Origin of the sequence: Aestuariirhabdus haliotis (assembly GCF_023509475.1) — a bacterium.
Taxonomy (GTDB): Bacteria; Pseudomonadota; Gammaproteobacteria; order Pseudomonadales; family Aestuariirhabdaceae; genus Aestuariirhabdus; species Aestuariirhabdus haliotis.
Window position 1 is genome coordinate 45,399 of record NZ_JAKSDZ010000017.1, and the last position, 20,612, is coordinate 66,010.

Annotated in this window: 20 protein-coding genes and 5 tRNA genes; 20 read left to right on the plus strand and 5 right to left on the minus strand. The window is 51.1% G+C overall.

What is annotated here, in order from left to right; translation table 11 throughout:
- Positions 1-6 precede the first annotated feature (6 nt).
- The 9 genes from ybgC to nadA all read left to right on the plus strand — a co-directional run bounded on the left by ybgC (position 7) and on the right by nadA (position 6,736).
- Positions 7-423: a tol-pal system-associated acyl-CoA thioesterase gene (gene ybgC / locus MIB40_RS11395; protein ID WP_249694166.1), complete on the plus strand. Its 417-nt coding sequence runs from the start codon at positions 7-9 to the stop codon at positions 421-423.
- A gap of 135 nt (positions 424-558) precedes the next feature.
- Positions 559-1,236, plus strand: coding sequence for a protein TolQ (tolQ, locus tag MIB40_RS11400; protein WP_264758554.1), 678 nt, complete (start codon positions 559-561; stop codon positions 1,234-1,236).
- 4 nt (positions 1,237-1,240) lie between these two features.
- The gene (tolR, locus tag MIB40_RS11405) at positions 1,241-1,669 is read left to right on the plus strand and encodes a protein TolR (protein WP_249694170.1); all 429 of its coding nucleotides are present in this window, start codon (positions 1,241-1,243) and stop codon (positions 1,667-1,669) included.
- Entirely contained in the window at positions 1,669-2,508 is an 840-nt protein-coding gene (tolA, locus tag MIB40_RS11410; RefSeq protein WP_249694180.1) for a cell envelope integrity protein TolA, read from the plus strand. The genes tolR and tolA overlap by 1 nt, the downstream gene beginning before the upstream one ends.
- Complete coding sequence (gene tolB / locus MIB40_RS11415) at positions 2,508-3,809, plus strand: Tol-Pal system beta propeller repeat protein TolB (protein ID WP_249694182.1); 1,302 nt, start codon at positions 2,508-2,510, stop codon at positions 3,807-3,809. The genes tolA and tolB overlap by 1 nt, the downstream gene beginning before the upstream one ends.
- Positions 3,810-3,874: 65 nt before the next feature.
- Positions 3,875-4,429: a peptidoglycan-associated lipoprotein Pal gene (gene pal / locus MIB40_RS11420; RefSeq protein ID WP_249694184.1), complete on the plus strand. Its 555-nt coding sequence runs from the start codon at positions 3,875-3,877 to the stop codon at positions 4,427-4,429.
- A 14-nt stretch (positions 4,430-4,443) separates the two neighbouring features.
- Positions 4,444-5,259: a tol-pal system protein YbgF gene (gene ybgF, locus MIB40_RS11425; RefSeq protein WP_249694187.1), complete on the plus strand. Its 816-nt coding sequence runs from the start codon at positions 4,444-4,446 to the stop codon at positions 5,257-5,259.
- 174 nt (positions 5,260-5,433) lie between these two features.
- Positions 5,434-5,509 (plus strand) — tRNA-Lys (locus MIB40_RS11430).
- 249 nt (positions 5,510-5,758) lie between these two features.
- Complete coding sequence (nadA, locus tag MIB40_RS11435) at positions 5,759-6,736, plus strand: quinolinate synthase NadA (RefSeq protein WP_406566463.1); 978 nt, start codon at positions 5,759-5,761, stop codon at positions 6,734-6,736.
- 61 nt (positions 6,737-6,797) lie between these two features.
- On the opposite strand, the gene MIB40_RS11440 is transcribed toward nadA, so the two are convergent.
- Positions 6,798-8,246: a M48 family metalloprotease gene (locus MIB40_RS11440; RefSeq protein ID WP_249694191.1), complete on the minus strand. Its 1,449-nt coding sequence runs from the start codon at positions 8,244-8,246 to the stop codon at positions 6,798-6,800.
- Between the two features lie 96 nt (positions 8,247-8,342).
- On the opposite strand from MIB40_RS11440, the gene MIB40_RS11445 reads away from it, so the two are divergent.
- A complete protein-coding gene (locus MIB40_RS11445) occupies positions 8,343-8,663 on the plus strand; it encodes a sulfurtransferase TusA family protein (protein ID WP_454892283.1) in 321 nt (106 codons plus the stop codon).
- 11 nt (positions 8,664-8,674) lie between these two features.
- Positions 8,675-9,745 (plus strand): AI-2E family transporter, encoded by a 1,071-nt coding sequence (locus MIB40_RS11450; RefSeq protein ID WP_249694193.1) that lies wholly within the window; start codon positions 8,675-8,677, stop codon positions 9,743-9,745.
- A gap of 19 nt (positions 9,746-9,764) precedes the next feature.
- Here MIB40_RS11450 and MIB40_RS11455 read toward each other — a convergent pair whose 3' ends face one another.
- On the minus strand, positions 9,765-10,235 hold the full coding sequence (locus tag MIB40_RS11455; RefSeq protein WP_249694203.1) for a peroxiredoxin: 471 nt from the start codon (positions 10,233-10,235) through the stop codon (positions 9,765-9,767).
- A gap of 192 nt (positions 10,236-10,427) precedes the next feature.
- Between MIB40_RS11455 and dapA the strand changes: the two genes are divergently transcribed.
- From dapA to MIB40_RS11470, 3 genes are read left to right on the plus strand one after another with little or no spacing between them, the layout of a single operon-like run.
- The gene (gene dapA / locus MIB40_RS11460; RefSeq protein ID WP_249694205.1) at positions 10,428-11,303 is read left to right on the plus strand and encodes a 4-hydroxy-tetrahydrodipicolinate synthase; all 876 of its coding nucleotides are present in this window, start codon (positions 10,428-10,430) and stop codon (positions 11,301-11,303) included.
- A 52-nt stretch (positions 11,304-11,355) separates the two neighbouring features.
- Positions 11,356-12,471, plus strand: a complete 1,116-nt coding sequence (gene bamC, locus MIB40_RS11465) for an outer membrane protein assembly factor BamC (RefSeq protein WP_249694207.1) — start codon at positions 11,356-11,358, stop codon at positions 12,469-12,471.
- Between the two features lie 49 nt (positions 12,472-12,520).
- Positions 12,521-13,282: an MBL fold metallo-hydrolase gene (locus tag MIB40_RS11470; protein WP_249694209.1), complete on the plus strand. Its 762-nt coding sequence runs from the start codon at positions 12,521-12,523 to the stop codon at positions 13,280-13,282.
- Positions 13,283-13,863: 581 nt separating this feature from the next.
- Here the strand turns inward: MIB40_RS11470 and rdgC are convergent.
- Positions 13,864-14,781, minus strand: coding sequence for a recombination-associated protein RdgC (rdgC, locus tag MIB40_RS11475; RefSeq protein ID WP_249694211.1), 918 nt, complete (start codon positions 14,779-14,781; stop codon positions 13,864-13,866).
- A gap of 158 nt (positions 14,782-14,939) precedes the next feature.
- On the opposite strand from rdgC, the gene MIB40_RS11480 reads away from it, so the two are divergent.
- The 5 genes from MIB40_RS11480 to MIB40_RS11500 all read left to right on the plus strand — a co-directional run bounded on the left by MIB40_RS11480 (position 14,940) and on the right by MIB40_RS11500 (position 16,449).
- Positions 14,940-15,015: transfer RNA gene (locus tag MIB40_RS11480), tRNA-Val, on the plus strand.
- A 4-nt stretch (positions 15,016-15,019) separates the two neighbouring features.
- Positions 15,020-15,096: transfer RNA gene (locus MIB40_RS11485), tRNA-Asp, on the plus strand.
- A gap of 58 nt (positions 15,097-15,154) precedes the next feature.
- Positions 15,155-15,230 (plus strand) — tRNA-Val (locus tag MIB40_RS11490).
- A 9-nt stretch (positions 15,231-15,239) separates the two neighbouring features.
- Positions 15,240-15,316: transfer RNA gene (locus tag MIB40_RS11495), tRNA-Asp, on the plus strand.
- Between the two features lie 347 nt (positions 15,317-15,663).
- The gene (locus MIB40_RS11500; RefSeq protein WP_249694213.1) at positions 15,664-16,449 is read left to right on the plus strand and encodes a 5'-3' exonuclease H3TH domain-containing protein; all 786 of its coding nucleotides are present in this window, start codon (positions 15,664-15,666) and stop codon (positions 16,447-16,449) included.
- Positions 16,450-16,586: 137 nt separating this feature from the next.
- Here the strand turns inward: MIB40_RS11500 and MIB40_RS11505 are convergent, their stop codons facing one another.
- Positions 16,587-18,683 carry a carboxy terminal-processing peptidase gene (locus tag MIB40_RS11505; protein WP_249694214.1) on the minus strand — a complete coding sequence of 699 codons (2,097 nt, stop codon included), beginning with the start codon at positions 18,681-18,683 and terminating at the stop codon, positions 16,587-16,589.
- Between the two features lie 183 nt (positions 18,684-18,866).
- Between MIB40_RS11505 and MIB40_RS11510 the strand changes: the two genes are divergently transcribed.
- Positions 18,867-19,838, plus strand: a complete 972-nt coding sequence (locus tag MIB40_RS11510) for an NAD(P)H-quinone oxidoreductase (RefSeq protein WP_249694217.1) — start codon at positions 18,867-18,869, stop codon at positions 19,836-19,838.
- Positions 19,839-19,985: 147 nt separating this feature from the next.
- Here MIB40_RS11510 and MIB40_RS11515 read toward each other — a convergent pair whose 3' ends face one another.
- Positions 19,986-20,156: a hypothetical protein gene (locus MIB40_RS11515; protein ID WP_249694219.1), complete on the minus strand. Its 171-nt coding sequence runs from the start codon at positions 20,154-20,156 to the stop codon at positions 19,986-19,988.
- Positions 20,157-20,612 lie beyond the last annotated feature (456 nt).

The window sequence follows — 20,612 nt, forward strand, 5'->3', positions numbered from 1 at the left end:
TCTGACGTGTCACCGTTTGTGATCAACACTCGGGTCTATTTTGAAGATACCGATGCGGGTGGCATAGTCTACTACGTTAATTACCTGAAGTTTATGGAGCGTGCGCGCACGGAATATCTCAGGGCGCTCGGGTTTGAGCAAAAGAGGATGTTCGAAGATAACCTCATGTTTGTTGTGCATAGTCTCAATGCGCGTTACCACAGTCCGGCGCGTTTGGATGATTTGTTGCGACTGGAATTGCGAGTGAATCGCACTGCACGCAGTTATCTGCTATTCGAGCAGAGAGTTCTGAATCAGGATTCAGGCGATCTGTTGTGCTTGGCAGAAGTCAAAGTTGCCTGTTTGCGAGCCGATGGAATGAAACCCTGTGCCATACCCGAGTCGATGCGAACTGCCCTTGCGGATGGTGCAAGCGCGCCCTGAGTCACAGAACCGTCATCTCTGTTCATTCCGATCTCTTTTTATGCTGGTATGATCGTTGTGGTACTGTCGATGACAGCAAAAATAGTTGCCGGCAAATAAAACAAGTCCATTAGGGAGAATTTTGTGAACGAAACCATGCCAATGTGGAGTCTGATTGTCGAAGCCAGCTGGGTGGTTCAGCTGGTCATGCTGTTGCTGGTTGTGGCATCCGTTGTCTCCTGGGTCATGATCATTCAGCGGGCTATCTTGCTGCGCAACACCAGAAACTCCCTGAGAGCGTTCGAGGATCGTTTTTGGTCTGGCATCGATCTGGGCAAGTTGTATCGAGAGGTGTCTACCCAACCGGACCCGGATAGCGGTGCAGAGCACATTTTTAGAGTCGGTTTTAAAGAGTTTACCCGCTTGCGCCAGCAGACCGACGCGGACCCTGAAGCCGTCATGGATGGGGCGCAACGGGCGATGCGAGTGGCTATGTCCCGTGAAGAGGAAAAACTCGAAACTAACCTTCCTTTTCTGGCAACGGTGGGATCGACCAGCCCCTATGTGGGCCTGTTTGGTACCGTCATTGGTATTATGAATTCGTTTCGCGGTTTGGCGAATGTGCACCAAGCCACTCTGGCTTCGGTAGCACCAGGCATAGCTGAGGCACTTATTGCAACAGCAATGGGGCTGCTTGCCGCCATTCCTGCAGTGGTGGCCTATAACCGGTTTTCTGCCCGGGTTGAAAGCACTATTAATGGTTATGACACCTTCGCTGATGAGTTCTCCAGTATCCTGCATCGCAAGGTGCATTCCCGTGTGACCCAGGAATAACGCAATGGCTAAGCAGAGGCAGCGTCGCAAGCCGATAGCCGAAATAAATGTGGTGCCTTACATCGATGTCATGATGGTGCTGCTTATTGTATTTATGGTCGCAGCCCCCTTATTGACCCAGGGCGTTCAGGTCGATCTCCCGAAAACCAATGCCAAGCCGATGCAGATGCCGGAAGATGAAGAGGTGCTTATTATCTCGATCAAGGCCGATGGTAGCTATTATCTGAACATCGGTCAGAAACAGGAGGAGCCGATAGGTCTGTCTTTATTGACAGAGCAAGTCAGTAAGATTTTAAGGGCTCAACCCCAACGCCCGGTGATGATCAAGGGTGATCAAAAGGTACCCTATGGTGCTGTAGTGACTGCGATGGCTTCCTTGCAGGAATCTGGAGTCGATAATGTAGGTTTGATTACCGATCCCAAGGATCTGTAATGAAGTCGTTGTCGCGTTTGTCGGGAGGTGGTGGGTTCAGGCTTCCTAATGGCTATGGATTGCCGATTATTCTCGCCCTGGTATTGCATCTGGCAGCGGCTTCCGCCTTGCTAGTTGCCTGGCCGGCATCTGAGCCGCTTAAAATGAAGCCGGTACCGACCCATGTCAAAGCCTCGTTGGTAGAGATAAAACCCAAATCAAAACCGGCCCCTAAAAAGAAGGCCGTAAAGCCCCAAGTCAAAAAGAAGGCGCCGACTAAAAAGCCTAAAGTGGATAAACAAGCGGAACAAAAAAAGAAAGAGATCGCTTTGAAACGTAAGCGTGAAGCCGAAGCCAAGAAAAAAGCAGAGGCGGAGCGTAAGGCTAAAAAGAAAAAGGAAGCGGAACGAAAAGCCCGTGAAAAGAAAGCTGCGGAACTCCGTCGGCAACAGGAGCTCCAAAAACAGAAGCAACAGCAGGAGCGCGAGCAGGAGTTAGCCGCTTTACTTGAGAGTGAAGCCGCATTTGAACAAGAGCAGCAACAGGCCGCGAGTGATTTCGAGGTTGCCATGAGCTATGCGGACCTGATACGTGAGCAGGTTATACCTCATTGGTCGAGGCCTCCCAGCGCACGTAATGGTATGGTCAGTGTGTTACAGATCAGCTTGGTGCCGACAGGTGAAGTGGTCGATGTTAATGTGATAAAGAGCAGTGGTGACAAGGGGTTTGACCAATCTACCCTTCGAGCCGTCCGCCGGGCAGGGCGTTTCCCGGAATTGCAGCAGATCGAACCCAGGGTGTTCGAGAAATATTTTCGTAAACTGAGAATCGAATTCAAACCGGAGGACCTGATCAGGTGATGACTCGCATAACAGTATGGACGTTAGCGCTTTGGGTGGTGTTGGCTATGCCGGCCCGGGCAGACCTAACCATTGAGATAACCCAGGGGGCTGATAACCCGGTGCCGATCGCCGTGGTTCCTTTCGGTTGGAGTGGTTCTTCTGCGCTTGCTGAGGATATGGCGCAAATAGTGGCTAATGATCTGCAGCGCAGTGGTCTCTTTGCTCCACTAGACAGGAACAATATGCTGAGCTTGCCAGCACAAGAGTCTGATGTTGTTTTTCGTGACTGGCGGGTGTTAGGCAGTGACTATCTTGTGATCGGACAAGTAACGCAAACCTCAGACCAACAGTTTCAGTTACGCTATAGCCTGTTTAATGTACTCAACCAGCGAACCATCGCCACCGGTACGGTGTCAGGCAGTAACGACCTGATGCGGGATATGGCGCACAGAGTTAGCGATCTGGTCTATGAGAAGGTAACTGGGCGACGAGGAGCGTTCTCTACCCGAATCCTATATGTTACTGCTGATCGACATTCCACCTATAACACTGACTTTAGGCTCAACTACGCCGATGCGGATGGTCATCGTGCGAGGGTGATCTATCGTTCCAAGGAACCCATTCTGTCACCCTCCTGGTCTCCCGATGCCAAGCGCGTCAGCTATGTCTCGTTTGATGGTGGCCGTCCCGGTATTTATGTGCAGGAACTGGCCACCGGGAAGCGCGAGCAAATCACCCGCTTCCCGGGCCTTAACAGTGCCCCGGCCTGGTCCCCCGACGGCAAAAAACTGGCTCTGGTTCTTTCCAAGAGTGGCAATGCGGATATTTATATCAAAAATCTGAATACGGGTGAGCTCAAGCAGGTGACTCGCCATTATGCGATCGATACAGAGCCTTTCTGGATGCCGGATGGGAAGTCTCTGGTGTTTACCTCTAACCGTGGTGGTTCTCCCCAGATTTATCAGGTGGAGCTGGAGAGTGGCTGGGTAGAACGTCTTACTTTTGAAGGTAAATACAACGCCCGGGCTCGAGTGTTTGATGATGGCAAAGCTCTGGTGCTTGTCCACAAAGGTGAGGGGGCTGCCGATTTCAATATTGCCGTACAGAATCTGGAAAACGGTCGTTTGCGCATTCTGACATCAACGTTGCTGGATGATTCGCCCAGCATTGCCCCTAACGGTGATATGTTGATCTACGCGACTCACAAGGGGGAGCGAGGTATTTTGGCGGCCGTTTCCGCAGATGGTCGAGTAAAGTTTGAACTGCCATCGAATAAAGGTGATGTGAGAGAGCCCGCATGGTCTCCTTTTTTGAACTAAGTTGTGGTATTTTCGAGTGGTTTTGTTAACTTAATTGAGCAGGTCAACCCAATCTGGAGTGAATAATGGAAATAATGAAAATAGGTAAGCTCTTTGTGCTGGCAGCTTCGCTGGCCGTGGTTGCTGGCTGTAGTTCAACCGGCGGCAGCAGTTCTGGTGATACCGAAGGTGGTTCCACCTCGAGTGGTTCAGGTGTTGATTCCGGATCTGTGAGCTCCTCAAGCTCCACGGGTTCCGATGCCGGTTCCCTTTCTATGGATGAAAAAACACTGGTTGACCAGAAAGTATTCCTGTTCCCTTTTGATAGTTCAACGCTATCGCCATCCGATTACGATTCCCTCGATGTGCACGCTAAGGTGCTGAGCGGCAATAGCAGCCAGCGTATCACCATCGAAGGTCATACCGATGAGCGCGGTACTCGTGAGTACAACCTGGCCTTGGGTGAGCGTCGTGCCAAAGCGGTCAAGCGTTATCTGGTTATGAAAGGTGTCGCACCGGGTCAGATTGAAACCGTAAGCTACGGTAAAGAGCGTCCTGTTGTAGAAGGTCACAGCGAGAGCTCCTGGAAGGAAAACCGTCGTGCGGTGATTATTCCTTCTTCAGCGGGTTACGGTAGCTGATAACAGGCTGGTTTATGACACGCGAATCTAAGCGATTATTCCAGCTCAGCCCGGCAATTGCCGGGCTGTTTGCTGTCAGTCTGGCCTGGGCAGAAGTGCCTGTGGTGGAGTCTACTCCAATGAGTGGGTCGGCACCTGTTCCTCAGATGCAGGGTAATAATCCCCAGACCTATAATCAGCCACAAACCAGTGCCGAAAACAGTCTGTATTACCAGTTGGAGCTGCTACAACAAGAGGTGCAGACGTTGCGTGGGATGCTTGAAGAGCAGTCTCATGCCATGCGTCTGATGAAGCAGGAGCAGCGTGATCGATATATCGATCTGGATCGTCGTATTGGCCAACTGAGTAATCCAGGACTTTCGACAGCCCAACAACCAGCAGTTGTCGGTAATGCCAAGCCAGGAATAGATACTGCCCCTACGCCAAGCACTACGTCTGGTGGGCAAGGTGGCAATCCTGAAGTGGAAAAAGCCGCCTATAGCGAAGCCTTTGCCCTGATCAAGGAGCGAAAGTTTGATGATGCGGTGGTTGCCCTTAAGGCATTTCTGGAGCAATACCCATCAGGTGCCTATTCGGCTAATGCACGTTACTGGTTGGGTGAAGTCTACCTTGCAACGGAGCAGTCGGATCTGGCGCAAACTGCTTTTGAGCGGGTTTTAAGTGATTTTCCCAAGCACCGTAAAGCTCCCGATGCCAGCTATAAGTTAGGCCGAGCCTATTATAATCAAGGGGATCTGGAAAAGGCTCGTAGCTATTTTCAGGCGACAATCGATAGCTACCCGGGGTCGACTTCCGCTAAATTATCGCAAGAATTCCTGAAAAAGCTCTAAATCACGAATCCTGATGTCTCAGTGCTTAGTGTCTGTTGCTCGATAGTATTCCCGGAAACTTTTGCTCTTTGCCCGCTCACCCAGGCTTCAGATTCTGCATTTATGGTGGGGTAGAAAAAAATCAGGTAGAGGGGTTGTTATCAGTCTTCAAATCAGTACTATATGCAGCGCTCAGGGTCGTTAGCTCAGTTGGTAGAGCAGTTGGCTTTTAACCAATTGGTCGGGCGTTCGAGTCGCCCACGACCCACCATTTTCTTCTTGTTGTTACTGAGTCCTTCAGTTTCGTAGTCAAAGCAAAATCTTACTGACTCCCTATGCGGATTTACGCGTATATATCTGTTTTCTGCCGGCTTCAAAAACATTGAATATGTTAAACTAGCCCCAATTATTGTAAGCAAGCCCCATTGCTGAGGGCGCAGCGGAAGTAGAGAAAAGTATGACCCTGGTGAGTGATCGAGTTTTTGTGCAGCAGCATCTGGCAACAGAGCACCTGCAAACCATGGACCCTGCACGTAAGCTGGCGCTTAAGGACGAGGTGAAGTCTCTCCTTAAAGAACGCGATGCGGTTTTAGTTGCCCATTATTACACTCCGGATGTTATTCAGGAGCTGGCCGAGGAAACAGGCGGTTGTGTGTCTGATTCGCTTGAAATGGCCCGCTTTGGCAACCAGCATGAAGCTTCGACCCTGTTGGTGGCGGGTGTACGCTTTATGGGGGAAACGGCGAAAATTCTGACCCCTAATAAACGAGTTATCATGCCAACTCTGGAAGCCACCTGTTCGCTGGATCTGGGTTGCCCTGTTGATGAGTTCTCAGCCTTTTGTGATCAGCATCCTGATCGTGAGGTGGTGGTCTACGCCAATACTTCGGCGGCGGTAAAGGCACGGGCTGACTGGGTGGTGACTTCAAGTATCGCCTTGCAGGTGGTAGAGCACTTGATGGATCAAGGTAAAAAGCTTATTTGGGCTCCGGATAAGCATCTGGGAAGCTATATCCAGGAGCAGACTGGTGCCGATATGTTGATGTGGGATGCCGCTTGCATCGTTCATGAAGAGTTTAAAGCCAAGGGTATCGTGGAGCTGAAACGTGTCTATCCAGATGCTGCGGTACTGGTTCACCCTGAGTCCCCCTCGTCGGTGGTTGCGATGGCAGATGTCGTCGGGTCGACCAGTCAGCTAATCCAGGCGGCAAAAACCTTACCCAATGAAATGCTTATTGTTGCAACCGATCGGGGTATTTTTCATAAAATGCGTCAGGCCGCACCCGGTAAGCAATTTATTGAAGCGCCAACCGGCGGTACAGGTGCTACCTGCCGTAGTTGCGCTCACTGCCCATGGATGGCATTAAACGAGCTTGAAGTGATGGTGGACACCCTTAAGGCGGGCAGTAACGAGGTTCAGGTCGATCCTGAATTGGCCCGCAAGGCCATGATTCCGCTACAGCGCATGTTGCAATTTAGTGCAGAGCAGGTGGTTTGAGTAAACGGCATTAAGCGTATGCTTTGATCGGGCCGTATTGCTCTTGTCAGGAATGGGCTCGTTAAAAGCCCATGTTCTGTTGATAGGTGCGCAGGTCTTTAATTTGTTGCTCTATTTTTGCGCTCAGTGCGAAATTTCCCTTAATCTGGGTTTGCGCATATTCCAGGTGCTTGATCGCCTGATCCATATCGCCGGTTAGATAAAAGAACTCTGCTCGAGCCAGGTGAACTCCTAGAATATCTTTTGCGAGCCCTCTTGCTTCGGCCAGGATATACCACACATCCGGGTCATTTGGTCGTTTGTTGGCGAGCTGGGTAAGTATGCGCTCACCCTCTTTGTATTTTCTCTCGGCCAGCAGTATATCGGCATAATTCATGGCCAATGGAAGGTTGTCCGGCGAAAATTCCAGAGCGTCGCGCAAGCGTTTACCTGCGGCTTTGTAATGGCCTCTTTTACTGTCTATTTGCGACTGCGCAATCATGTAATGCAGGTTGTCGGGTTCGGCTTTGATGAGTGGGGCAAGTGTCTGCTGAGCCTGGTCCAGTTTTTGAGCTTTGGTCAGAGATAGGGCAAGTCCATAACGCACGGCAAACTCCGGCGTGCTGGAGCCATTTTCCAGCTCGGCTTTGTACCTATTTATGGCTTTTCGAGGATCTCTGGAGTGATTTATCTGGGCTTTGACCCGCATCAGGTGATAAGTCGGGTTATCCGTGAAATGTTTTAACGGATACTGCTCTGCTCGAGCCCGGGATTCTGCGATCCGGTTTTCTGTCACCGGGTGAGTCGAGAGAAATTCTGGCGGCCTCTGCCCCGAGAATCGAGTGGCTCGGTTCATTGCCTCAAACATTTCGGGCATCGCCCGGGGGTCCATATCGGCTCGAGCCATATTCTGTATGCCCACATTGTCAGCTTCACGCTCATTTTGACGGCTGAACTTCATCCGCTGGCTCTGGATCGCCGCCTGGCTTGTGGCCAGGGCCGCGAGTCCTGCGTCACCGCCGCCGGCGGCGATAAGGAGCACGCTTCCTAACGTGGCTGCCAGGCTGGGGATCCGGTTGCGCTCGGCTTCTTCTACGTTTCGGGCAAAGTGGCGCTGGCTAAGGTGAGCCAATTCGTGAGCGAGTACCGATGCGAACTGCTGTTCGTTTGCCGCGTAGAGGAATAAGCCGGAATTGATGCCCACGATTCCGCCGGGGACCGCGAAGGCGTTCAGTTCAGGGCTGTTGAGAATGACAACTTCGAGCCGTCGGTCTTTGACCTGACTGGTTTCAAGAAGCCGATAAATCAGGTTTTCGGCGTACTCTTTCATCTCCGGGTCATCGATGGTCGGTGCTTGCCTGCGCAAGGCTTGTAACCAGGCGCGACCCAGATAATATTCTTGCTGGGTAGAAACGATAGCGGATGAACTGTCACCAAGCGAGGGGAGAGTTTGTTCCTGGGCGTTAGCTGGTGCTAATGAGCTACTGCAGAGCACACTACAGAGGGCCACCATATTGGTGAATTTTGGCATGATTGTGTCGATTCCTTACGATGAAGTTACTTTACCGACATTTTGGGATCCTTCCCAGTCCCTTTACCCAATCAACAGATAAGTGTCGGGTACTATGTGAATTACGTCGTCATCGGTTACTATCGTTGGCTTATTATGCTCAAAACGTTGGCAGCAATGTTGGTTAAGGAGAGTCGGGTGACGCTGGTGATAGATGTTGAATTGGATGCGAAGGGATTAAATTGTCCCTTGCCGCTTCTGAAAGCAAAGCAAGCGCTCAATGGCATGGAAGGTGGTCAGGTGCTGCGGGTTGAGGCGACCGATGCTGGCTCGGTAAGGGATTTTAAGGCGTTCTGCGAGGTGGCCGGTCATAAGCTGATCGCCAGTGAAGAGGTCGATGGCACCTTTGTGCATACAGTAAAGAAGGGTGCTTTGTGAAAGATCTGAATATGACCCGTTTTTTTAAAGGCTGGCTACACCGTTATTTCTTTGACGAAGAAGCCGTTATCTTATCGGTTCTGCTGATTGTTGGTTTTGTTGTGGTGTTAACCATGGGAACCATGCTGGCCCCGGTTTTTGCCGCCATGGTATTGGCATTTTTGCTTCAAGGGTTGGTCAATCAACTTAAGCAGAGGCGGTTATCTCATAACTTGTCGGTGAGTCTGGTGTTTATGTTGTTTATCACCTCGTTTTTGGTGATTCTGCTGATTGTGTTACCGCTAATTGGTGACCAGGTCTCGCGTTTGTTTGGTGAGTTGCCGCGCATGATTGGCGATGCTCATCACGCGTTGTCGGTTTTGCCGGATGAATACCCCGGTTTTATCTCGGACACGCAGGTAACGGTCTGGATCGATACCCTCAATAACCAGATTACCAATGTCGGGCAGTGGTTTGTATCGTTTTCATTGTCCAGTATTCCCGGTTTTGTTGGCGTCCTGATCTATCTGGTGCTGGTACCCATTCTGGTGTTTTTCTTTCTCAAGGACAGCGGTGTTTTGGCCGCTTGGGCTGGCGGTCTATTGCCTCGCCAGCGTCCCATGATGAACCAGGTGTACGAGGAGATGAGCGATCAGATTGCGAATTATGTGCGAGGTAAGGCGATCGAGATTCTTATCGTCGGGGGTGTTACTTACCTGGCTTTTGCCATTCTTGGTGTGCGTTACGCGGCCTTGCTGGGTTTGCTGGTAGGGTTGTCGGTGGTTGTGCCCTATATAGGCGCTGCAGTAGTCACCATTCCCGTTGCCTTGATCGGCTTTTTCCAATGGGGCTGGGGCAATGAGTTCATTGTGCTGATGGTCGTTTACGGTATTATTCAGGCGTTGGATGGGAATGTTCTGGTGCCGTTATTGTTTTCTGAGGCGGTCAATCTGCATCCCATTGCTATCATCGTTGCAGTACTGGTGTTTGGTGGGCTATGGGGTTTTTGGGGGGTCTTTTTTGCGATCCCGTTGGCTACTTTGTTAAAAGCCCTGATGACGGCCTGGCCCAAACCCGAAGAGGAGGAATCAACCAGCAGTTGATTCCTTCGGCGCTCAGTTTCTAGTTTGCCAGAGACTGAGCCGCAGCCAATACTTCCTCTGCGTGGCCCTTGACCTTGAGCTTGCGCCACTCCTGCTTGAGAACACCCTCGGCGTCGATCAGGAAAGTGCTGCGCTCAATACCCCGTACCTGTTTGCCGTACATGTTTTTCATTTTGATCACGTCAAACAGCGTGCAGAGCGCTTCGTCAGTATCGGAGATCAGTTCGAAAGGAAATTCCTGTTTGGCTTTAAAGTTTTCATGGGAGCGTAAAGAGTCGCGGGAGACACCAAAGATAAGGGTTTTGGCTGCTTTGAAGTCGTTGTACAGGTCACGGAAGTCCTGACCTTCGGTGGTGCAGCCCGGTGTGCTGTCTTTCGGGTAGAAGTAGATAACTACCTGATAGCCCTTGAGGGCGGACAGTACAATATCTTTCTCACTGGTTGCCTGGGCACGAAAGTCGGTTACTGCTTCGCCTACGCTAAAACTCATCTTGAGGATCCCTTGAATGGTTTGGTTTCTGGAGCGCCCGAAGGGGCGCTTTACGCAAGCCATATAGGACCAGTTTGATGATCGCGACGCAACCCCGGGAAACTATCAGAATGCGCTTGTGATGTAAGCTTGTGATTGTCTCGGGGGCTCAGTAACATAGACCTCTTTTTGAATTCGATGGAGCGGTTTTCAATGATAACGGGCAGTATGGTGGCACTGGTTACGCCAATGCACGAAGATGGTAATGTTGACTGGGACGGGCTTACCCGAATCGTTGATTTCCACCTGCGTGAAGGAACCAACTCCATTGTCGCCGTGGGCACAACCGGCGAGTCTGCGACACTCGATGTCACCGAGCACTGTCAGGTCATAAGTCGAGTGGTCAAGCAGGTTGAAGGACGTATCCCTGTGATTGCAGGAACGGGTGCCAATTCGACGCATGAAGCGTTTGAGCTAACCCAGGAAGCCAAGGGGCTCGGTGTCGATGCCTGCTTGCTGGTGACCCCCTATTACAACAAGCCGACCCAGGAAGGCATGTACCAGCACTTCAAGTACATTGCGGAACGTGTCGAGATTCCTCAAATTCTTTACAACGTGCCAGGTCGTACCTCGGTTGACCTGTTGCCTGAAACGGTAGAGCGGTTGGCCCTGGTGGATAACATTGTCGGTATAAAGGAAGCGACGGGTGATATTGAGCGTGCCAAGCGTCTGATCGCAAACTGCAGTGCGGATTTTGCTGTTTATTCGGGTGATGATCCGACGGCGGTTGAACTCATTCTTGCTGGAGGCAAGGGTAATATCTCTGTCACGGCCAATGTCGCACCGGCCAAAATGTCCGAGCTTTGCCGCTTGGCTCTTGCCGGGAAGGCCGATGAAGCTCGTCGTTTGAATGAAGAGCTTATGCCCCTGCATTCCAATTTATTCGTCGAGTCCAACCCGATTCCTGTGAAGTGGGCACTGCAGGAGATGGGGATGATTGAAGGTGGCATACGCTTGCCCCTAACGCCGCTTTCTGAACCATCGCAAGCCATTGTTCGTGATGTGTTAAAGCGCAACAAGCTGTTGTAATTCTTTTGATATTTGCCGTTTGTAATAACCTGAAATATTGAGGCTCCCAGGAATGCATAAATTGAGGATGTTGGCTGTACTCACCGCCATGATCTTGCTGAGTGGTTGTGTGAATGATTACATCCGTGACCGGGGCAATGATTACCGATCAGCGGAACTGTATCCGGTGACACAATTACCCGAAGGGTATGATGATTCCCGTTTTGACACGCTGATGTTGATCCCCGAGCAAGGCGATGGGCCTAAAGGGGAAGAGTTTGTTGTACCAAGGCCCAATGCCATTGTATTGGCCGGTGACACTGACCTCTATCGAATCGAACAGGATGGCAATGCGCGATGGATTCTTTCGCAGAAGAAGCCTGGGCAAGTATGGCCGGCACTGATCAGCTTCTGGGAGTCCAGCGGTATTAATCTGGAAGTGAACGATCCCGCCAATGGTGAAATGGAGACCAGTTGGGTTGTCATCAATGAGACCGAGCAGAAAGATCAGGTAAGACGAATTATTGGCAATTTGCTCGGTTCGGATATCAGCGATGATATGCAGGATAAATTTCGTATAAACATGCAGCAAGGGGTTCAGGAAGGAACCACGGAAGTTCATCTTTTGCATGCTCGTGCCCCAGCAGATGAAGAAAACCCTGCCGTGAACTGGGGTACCGATGATACCAGTGATCTGGTGCAATCAGCGATGCTCAATGAGATGTTGGTGTTCGCCCTGAGCCTCTCAGATGAACCGGAGTCGGTATCTCTGGTTGCTCAGGATCTCAGTATAGGGACTCGCACATCTCTGGTTGAGGACGGTAATGGTAACCCCACCTTACGACTCGACCTGGCTTACGATCGCAGCTGGGCGGCTATTGGTCGGGCGCTGCAAGCAACCACTATTAAGGTTGTCGATCGTGACCGGGGCCAAGGGCTCTATTACCTTGAGATAAACCATGGGGAGGAGTTGACGGTTGCGACAGAAGAGGAAGAGGAGGGTGGTCTTTTCGACTGGTTCTCTGATGATGATGCCACCGACAACAAACCGGGTGTAGACAGCTATCAGTTGCGGCTGACCCGTGTCGGTTCCCAGGTGAAAGTGACCCTTGAGCGTAGTGTTACCGAGCTTGCTCCGAGAGAGATCAGCCTTGATCTGCTCACATTGCTGAAAGATAACCTAAGCTAGGCTTTCGCGGGGGGGCGCCGACAGCGGCGGCTCCCGCACTTTATACGGTATGCAATTCTCATCCATAGGCAGTGGTAGCAAGGGTAATGGTACCCTGGTTCGCCATGCCGACACCCTGCTGTTAGTCGATTGTGGTTTTAGTCTTAAGGAGACATTGCTACGGCTCGAAATGCGTGGCGTTACGGCGGATCAGTTAAACGCTGTCTTTGTTACTCATGAGCATGGCGACCATATCAAGGGGGTCTCGGGTTTGGCCCGTCGGTATGATCTACCGGTCTACCTCAGTGCTGGCACCCGGTATGTTGGCAAGCTGGAGAAAGTTGACAATATACAGGTGATTGCCGACCAGGCACCCGTTGTCATTGGAGATATCGAAGTGCATCCCGTCGCGGTACCGCACGATGCCCGTGAGCCGCTACAGTACCGCTTTTCTGCCGATCAATGCACTGTCGGGGTATTGACCGACCTGGGTTGTATTACGCGTCATGTGGTCGAATCTTTTCGGTCTTGTGACGGGTTGCTGCTGGAGTGCAATCATGACCCTTATCTGTTGTCTTCCGGACCTTATCCGCCATCCTTGAAGCGTCGGGTTGCTGGCAGCTACGGGCATCTCAGCAATGAGCAGGCGGCAGAGCTATTGTCTTTGGTTGACCGACAGCGCCTGCAGCATCTGGTGATTGCTCATATCAGCGAACAAAATAACCTCACTGAGAAGGTTCTTGAGCAGCTGTTGCCTTATATCGATGAGGCTCGGCTGACCTTTGCTAATCAGGAGCAAGGATTTGACTGGATCAGGGTAACCGCCAGCTGATCTTTGAAAGGGTATTCCCTGACAGTATTTCTCACGGGGCCGAGTTGTTTGGCGTTGTAACCGAACATTTCGCACTACTCGGCGCATAGTCCTCGCTTTGAGTGTTTAGCCACCTATTGTCCTTAAGCGCTCGTTAGTATTGAGTCAACTGATCCGATGCATGGGTGAGGACTTGTTGTTAAGCCAGCCTTCAGTTGTGCTAGTCAGAAAGGTTGTTCTCGCGGTCGTTTTCTACCGGTTTTACTGGGCTGTAGGGCTGTTGGCGTATTTTTCTATCCACAATGAGCCAGGGTAGGTGGAAGGGGGCAGGCAGAGAGCCATTATAGTTATTTGCTAGTCTTCTTGTGAGAATGATTAAAGCTCCATAACTTGTTGAAAATATTAGGCTTTTTCTGGGGTGGTTGGGTCTAAAGTTGTATTTTGGTTAAAAAACAATCAATTCGAGGTGGTGGTTATCAAAGTGCGGGATAAGGGTAGTTCTACCGCTGCAATTAACAGACTTATCCACAGAATTTGTGGGTATTTTACAATTCAGTGACAAGCGCTGGTTAGCCGCTCGAAAGCGGCGCGGTCATCGAGCTTTATGCGTTATCCAGCCTGGAGCTATCTTCGCCGCCAAGCGCTTCAATAACCTGTTCAAGAAGATCGCAAAGGCAGGCACTCATCAGGGAGAAGTCGGCATCAAAACGGCTGGCAGCATCTTCCCCTCCCTGATCGCTGGCTTGTTCCTGTATCTCCTCGCCAAAGCGCAATCTTTTAAGGCTGAAATCATCATTCAAGAGAAAGGAAAGCTGATCATTCCAGCTTAGAGCCAGTTTGTTAACCTGCTTTCCGGCGTCGAGGTGAATAGCAATCTCCTCGCCGGTCAAATCATGGCGCTTGCAACGAATAATTCCGCCTTCATCGCCGGGCTCACTGAGCTCGGCTTCATCGCCTAACTCAAACCCGGCAGGCGTCTGATTGAGCCACCCTGTCATCACGCTAGCTGGAGACTGTTTCAGCGCAGGAGGTACGACCGGTAGGCTACCCAGGTTGCCGCGCAGATAGCTTACCAGCTCTTCTGCTTTTTTCATGGACGATGCGTCGACCATTAGCAGTCCTTGCCGTGGAGCAATAAAAGCAAATGTCGTACTGTTGCGCGTAAATGCCCTGGGCATCAACTCGAAGGTGATCTCTTCTTTAAGAGTATCTCGCTCTTTCTTGTAGAGTTTGCGGTGCTCGGCGTCTTCAATCTGCTGAACTTTTTCAGAGAGTATTTCGCGCACTACGCTGGCGGGTAGTAACTTCTCCTGTTTACGCGCACAGAGCATCAAGTAGCCGTTAGTGCTGTGTACCAGCAGCTCACTCTGCTTGCCCAGCGGGGGTACCCACCCGAAACTGGATAGATCCTGCTTTCCACAGGGTTTGAAAGCGCCTTCGAGTAACTGTTTTTCAAGGGACTCTGCGCTGTCGGTAAAGGGCTTCGTGAAACGGTAAACAATCAGATTCTTAAACCACATAATCGCTGTTCTGTGCTCTCCAAAATTGGGCGCATATGGTAGCAGAATCGGATTAGCGGGATGGATTTTTTTCTTACTCGAGCGATTTGGAAAAAAGTAGGGGTGAACGGTTGCGTTCCATTCGGGTTGCTGCGTATAATTCGCGCCGTCCAACACGTGGGTGATTAGCTCAGCTGGGAGAGCATCTGCCTTACAAGCAGAGGGTCGGCGGTTCGATCCCGTCATCACCCACCACTTTGGAGCGGTAGTTCAGTTGGTTAGAATACCGGCCTGTCACGCCGGGGGTCGCGGGTTCGAGTCCCGTCCGCTCCGCCATTATTAACTCCGGGTTGATAGTGGGGATAGATGTAATGACCTTTATAGAGAAGATTTTGGGTGATTAGCTCAGCTGGGAGAGCATCTGCCTTACAAGCAGAGGGTCGGCGGTTCGATCCCGTCATCACCCACCAATTCTTTTCGGAGCGGTAGTTCAGTTGGTTAGAATACCGGCCTGTCACGCCGGGGGTCGCGGGTTCGAGTCCCGTCCGCTCCGCCAACTCCCCTGAATCTCTTTTTAGCGTTCTTATTTGCAGTTTAATCTGCAGACTTGAGCTGCGTCTCTTATTGTTTAAAAAGCCTGCTTCGAGCCTTTACAGGCTGTTTCTCTTCGTGTTATGCACATTACTCATTTTTTTTCTCAGCACAATACTTTATGTAGATAAGCCATTATTTATCTTTTGTTTGTCCTAACCTATTGAAAAATAAAGAAAAATAAATGATCAAAAAACGTACAATCTGTATTCCTGTGCTTGTTTGTGCAGTTTCAGACGTTTTTTCATATGTTGTCCCCATATCTATCCACAGATTTTGTGGACAACCTTTTACGCATAAAAAGGGAATTTTATGGAGCACGCTGTAGCCCCCGAAGTAAAGCTGTTACTGATCGATGGTATGAATTTGGTGCGTCGAATTTATGGTGCCCAACAGTCTGTGGATAAGCTGGAAGAAACCTTATTAGCTTCACTCAGAAGAGCCGTTCGTGAGTATCAGGCCACCCATCTGATAATGGTTATGGATGGGAGCGGACCTACCTGGCGTCACCAGCTTTATGCTGACTATAAATTGGGACGCAAGCCGATGCCGGAAGATCTGCAGCGCTTCATGCCAGCATTACTTGAATGGTTGGTCCATCAGGGCGTTGCTCTTATAGATCAGCCTTCTACGGAGGCGGATGATATTATTACGGCGCTTGTCATTCGCCTGCAGGGCTTAGCCGTCAAGATCAGGGTGTTATCAACGGATAAGGGCTTTTTGCCACTAATAAATGAACAGGTGTCTGTGAGAGATCATTTCCGTTCATTTGATTGGAATCATCAGGCGATTCGTGAGCGTTTCGGGGTGTCCCCGGGGTTACTTCGAGATTATTGGGCGCTCTGCGGTGACAGCAGTAACCATATCCCCGGGGTCGATGGGGTAGGGCCCAAGAGGGCCAGCGAGCTGATTAATCACTATGGTAGTTTGCGCAATGTGCTGGCTGAAGCGGAGCAGATGCCCGGCCGTATTGGGGAGCTGTTGAGAGCGCAGCATCAGCAGGCCGATCTGAGTCGCCGTTTGTTGGAGCCAAAAGTGGATTTTCCGTTAACCGGCAATTTGCAAAACTATCGAATTGATCCGCGATTGTGTACCTGAGGACAAGAAGTTCCCCGCCGCTGGCAGTACGCTGTATCGACTTCTTGTGGGTTATGGATGGCATCTGGGTTGTGGGGACGGCAAAAGCAAAAAGCCCGCAGGGTGCGGGCTCTTGGCAAGCGTATGCAGGAGTAACGTTAGGCCGCGTTGGCCGCTACTCTTTGCCGCATATTGATGAAATCCAGCAGGATATTACCGGCTTCCTTTACGAACGCGTCTTCATCTTCTTTTTGCTCCTGACGGTGAGGCGCGGGGCCCTTGTCTTCATTATCGACGTTCAGGGTTTCAAGAGGCGCTTCACCACGAGCCTCCCGGTAGCGATTTTCAATACTCAGCCTCTGTTTCTTGAGGTTTTCGTACTGATCTTTTCTTGCCTGGCTGTTGAGTAACAGGCTGGTACGTGTGTCCTGCTCTTGGCGCAGCTGGGTTTGCTCCTGTAGATAGGTAAAATCAGGGTCGTTGGCTGCCCGTTGGTTGTGTCGGCGCTGGAGCTTTTGCAAGTAGGGCTCTGTGGGCTCCAGGCCCATATAGGCGACGGGTCGAATCTGGTCCCAGGGCAGGGCGTCATCAAGGGCGCTTTCACCAATTTTGCTGCTGTCATAGAGCGACGGGAAGTGGATGTCAGGGACGACGCCTTTGTGCTGGGTGCTTTTACCAGAAATGCGGTAGAACTTGGCCAGGGTCAATTTAAGTTGCCCATGGTTGAGTGGTTGTATGGTCTGCACGGTGCCTTTGCCGAAGGTCTGCCCGCCAATGATCAGTGCCCGCTGATAGTCCTGCATGGCACCGGCAAAGATCTCTGATGCCGATGCGCTGAGGCGATCGACCAGAACCGCCATGGGGCCGCCATAGACCAGATTGCCATCCGGGTCCTGCTGTACATCGATTCGTCCGCGACCGTCTCGTACCAGAACGGTTGGGCCGCCTGGGATAAAGAGACCGGTCAGTTCGTTGGCTTCTTGCAGTGAGCCGCCACCATTGCCACGAAGATCAACGACCAGACCATCCACGTTTTCTTCTTCCAGTTCTTTAAGGAGGCGTTTTACATCACGGGTGGTGCTTTTGTAGTTGGGGTCGCCCGCTTGAGCGGCTTTGAAGTCAATGTAGAAAGCCGGGATCTGGATAACGCCCAGCTTATAGGCGTTACCTTCATGATCCAGCTCAATCACGCTTTTTTGGGCTGACTGCTCCTCCAGTTTCACCTTTTCACGAGTGATGCTGTAGATGCGAGTGCCACCGCCGTCACCATCTGAGGGGATCACTTCCAGTTTCACGACTGAGGCTTTAGGGCCTCGGATTAACTGTACGACTTCATCCAGGCGCCAGCCTACGACATCGACGATGTCTCCTGACTCTCCCTGGGCTACACCAACGATCTTGTCGGCAGGTTTGAGTTGTCCGGCTTTGTCGGCAGGGCCTTTGGCGACCAGGCTGACTACCTTGGTGTAATCGTCTTCTGCTTGCAGTACGGCTCCTATGCCTTCGAGGGACAGGCTCATATTAATGTCGAAGTTTTCCGCATTGCGGGGGGAGAAGTATTGGGTGTGAGGGTCATAGATGCGAGCAAAGGCGTTGATATAAACCTGAAAGGCATCTTCGCTATTGGCCTGGAACAGGCGATTCAATTGAGAGCGGTAGCGCTTGGTCAATAGCTCGCTGATCTCGGGGAGTTCTTTTTTGTTCAGCTTAAGGCGCAACACGCTGTCTTTTAGCTGACGTCGCCACAGGTCTTGCAGTTCGGCGGTATCGAGGGCCCAGGGCATCTCGCTGCGGTCGATTTTGATCGACTCTTCACGGCTGAAGTCCAGGGTCTTAAGTTCAGCATCGGTATGGCTAAGAAGAAAACGCAAGCGCTCTTCGACACGTTGCTGGTAAATGTTGTAGATGTCGAAGCCGGGTTTTAGATCGCCGGTCTTCAAGGCATTGTCCAGTTCATTCCGATAGGCTTCGAAACGTTCAATGTCGCTATGTGTAAAGTGGCTGCGGGCGGGATCAAGGCTGGCAAGGTAGCGATCCAGTATTTTGCTGGAATGCTCGTCATCCAGGGGGATTTTCTCGTAATGGGCTCGTCGTAGAAGCTGAACCATGTTGACGCTGGCGATCGCCTGTTCGCGAGTGGGTTGTAACTCGGTGAGTTTCTGTTGCTCCGGGGGCAGGAGTTTGGCGCTGGCCAGCGGGCTTAGCAGCAGTAGCAACAATAGGGGAAGTGTTCTGGTTAGAGCCAGGTTAAGCATGAATATCTCTCAACGATTCAGGGTATTGGATTTGAACAAAAAAGCCTGAGTTGGTTCCCGCACATCATGCGGTCCCCGGACGAGCGGTCTGAAAAAACAGCCTGCAGGCACGAATTCTCACAGCTTATGTGTAAATGAGTATTATGGATAGTCTAGTGGAAGCGGATAGTCCGGGGAAGAATAATGATCACAGTGCAGGGATTGGTTGCCACGCAAAGCCATCAAGGGGAATGGGTTTCACGGGAGGTTAAGCCTCCGGCTGCAGGGGAGGTCTGTATCAGAATTCACGCCAGTGGGGTTAATCGTGCCGATTTGATGCAGCTTAAGGGGTATTATCCGCCGCCGCCGGGCTATTCCGACCTGCTGGGGCTGGAATGCGCGGGAGTTATCGAATCGGTAGGCGATGGGGTTGACGGCTGGAAGCCCGGTGATGCAGTGATGGCTTTACTGGCCGCAGGAGGCTTCTCGAACCGAGTGGTTTGCGATGTTCGTCAACTACTGCCTCTACCTAAAGGGTGGGATATGACCCAGGGTGCGGGCTTTATGGAGGCTTATTCAACGGCTTGGCTGAACCTGTATCGAATCGGTGATTTGCAGCCAGAAGAGCGAGTGTTGATCTATGCCGGAGCCAGCGGCGTGGGCAGCGCGGCTATTCAACTGTGCAACTTGATGGATAATCCGGTGGTTGCCGTCGTAGGCAGCCAGGAAAAAGCCGATTATTGCCGGCAGTTGGGTGCCCAGACAACCGTGCTGCGCGATAGTCAGTGTTGGCACAAATTGCAGGCATTAGCGCCGTTTGATCTTCTGTTGGATCCGGTCGCCGGTGATTGGCTGGAGAACAGTGTTTCGCTATTGGCAATGGATGGGCGTCTGGTACTGATCGGATTAATGGGTGGGCGTCGTTGTGAGCTGGACGCGGCGACCATTTTGATGAAGCGAATTCGTATTCAAGGGTCGACATTGCGCGGACGAACGGTTGGATTTAAAGGTGCGCTATTAGAATCCATGCGCAATCAGTTATGGCAATCGATTGGGCGTGGTCAGTTGTCACCCGTAGTGGACCGAGTATTTACCACTGAAGAAATCGATAAGGCATTTGCCTGGATGGCAAATAACAGTAATAAAGGCAAAGTAATAATCGTGCGATCAGATTAACTCGAGTGAAAAGACTGTGCGGAATAAATGAGGTGTGTAATGAACTTCGCCTGAAAATTTCAGGCGTTCCCATACTCCATGAAGGTCCTAGGGAGTTTGAATGAACACTGCACCCGCGGCGGAATCGCAGGTGCAGTGTTCAGGGAATCAGTTGTAGCCGCGTACGAATTCGGCGCTGGCTTCTGCTGCAGGCAGCTGGTGCGTTGGCAGATTGGACTTGAGCAGAGGGGCAACGCCGTCATGCTCTTTACGGGATTTTCTGGTGATTCTCTGGGTTGAGATGCTTTCGATAAAATTAAAAGGCTTGCTACGTGACATGATTATAAGCTCCGCTTCTGTGCTATTTGTTCAGTGTAGACCGTTGTCAGACAACTCTCTGTAGATCTGCTGTTTGCATGCTGCAAACGTTAGTTATTCAGCGCAGAGCTATGTTAGCAACTGTTGGCGCGAGCAAGTATTCGTATCATTACGTATACGAAGTCGACCACGACACGTTTTTATTGTCGTGGCCGTCACACTTTTTTGTTCGAATGAGAAAATGAAAGGGCGAATTAAGGCACCTCTGATTAATTCGGATAGATCTCTGCGGATCCTAAAATGGTTTTTATCAAGGCGAAGTTCGCCGTTCATGTCGAGACCTGAACAAGGGCTTCAACACCGAGAGAAACCATTTTAGGATCGCCCTACGGGGCTTTCAGGCGAACCCAGACTCTTTGTTACGCCTTTTTGAAAGGTCTGGACCTTACTGCAAAGACGTGCCGCGATTCTGGATTC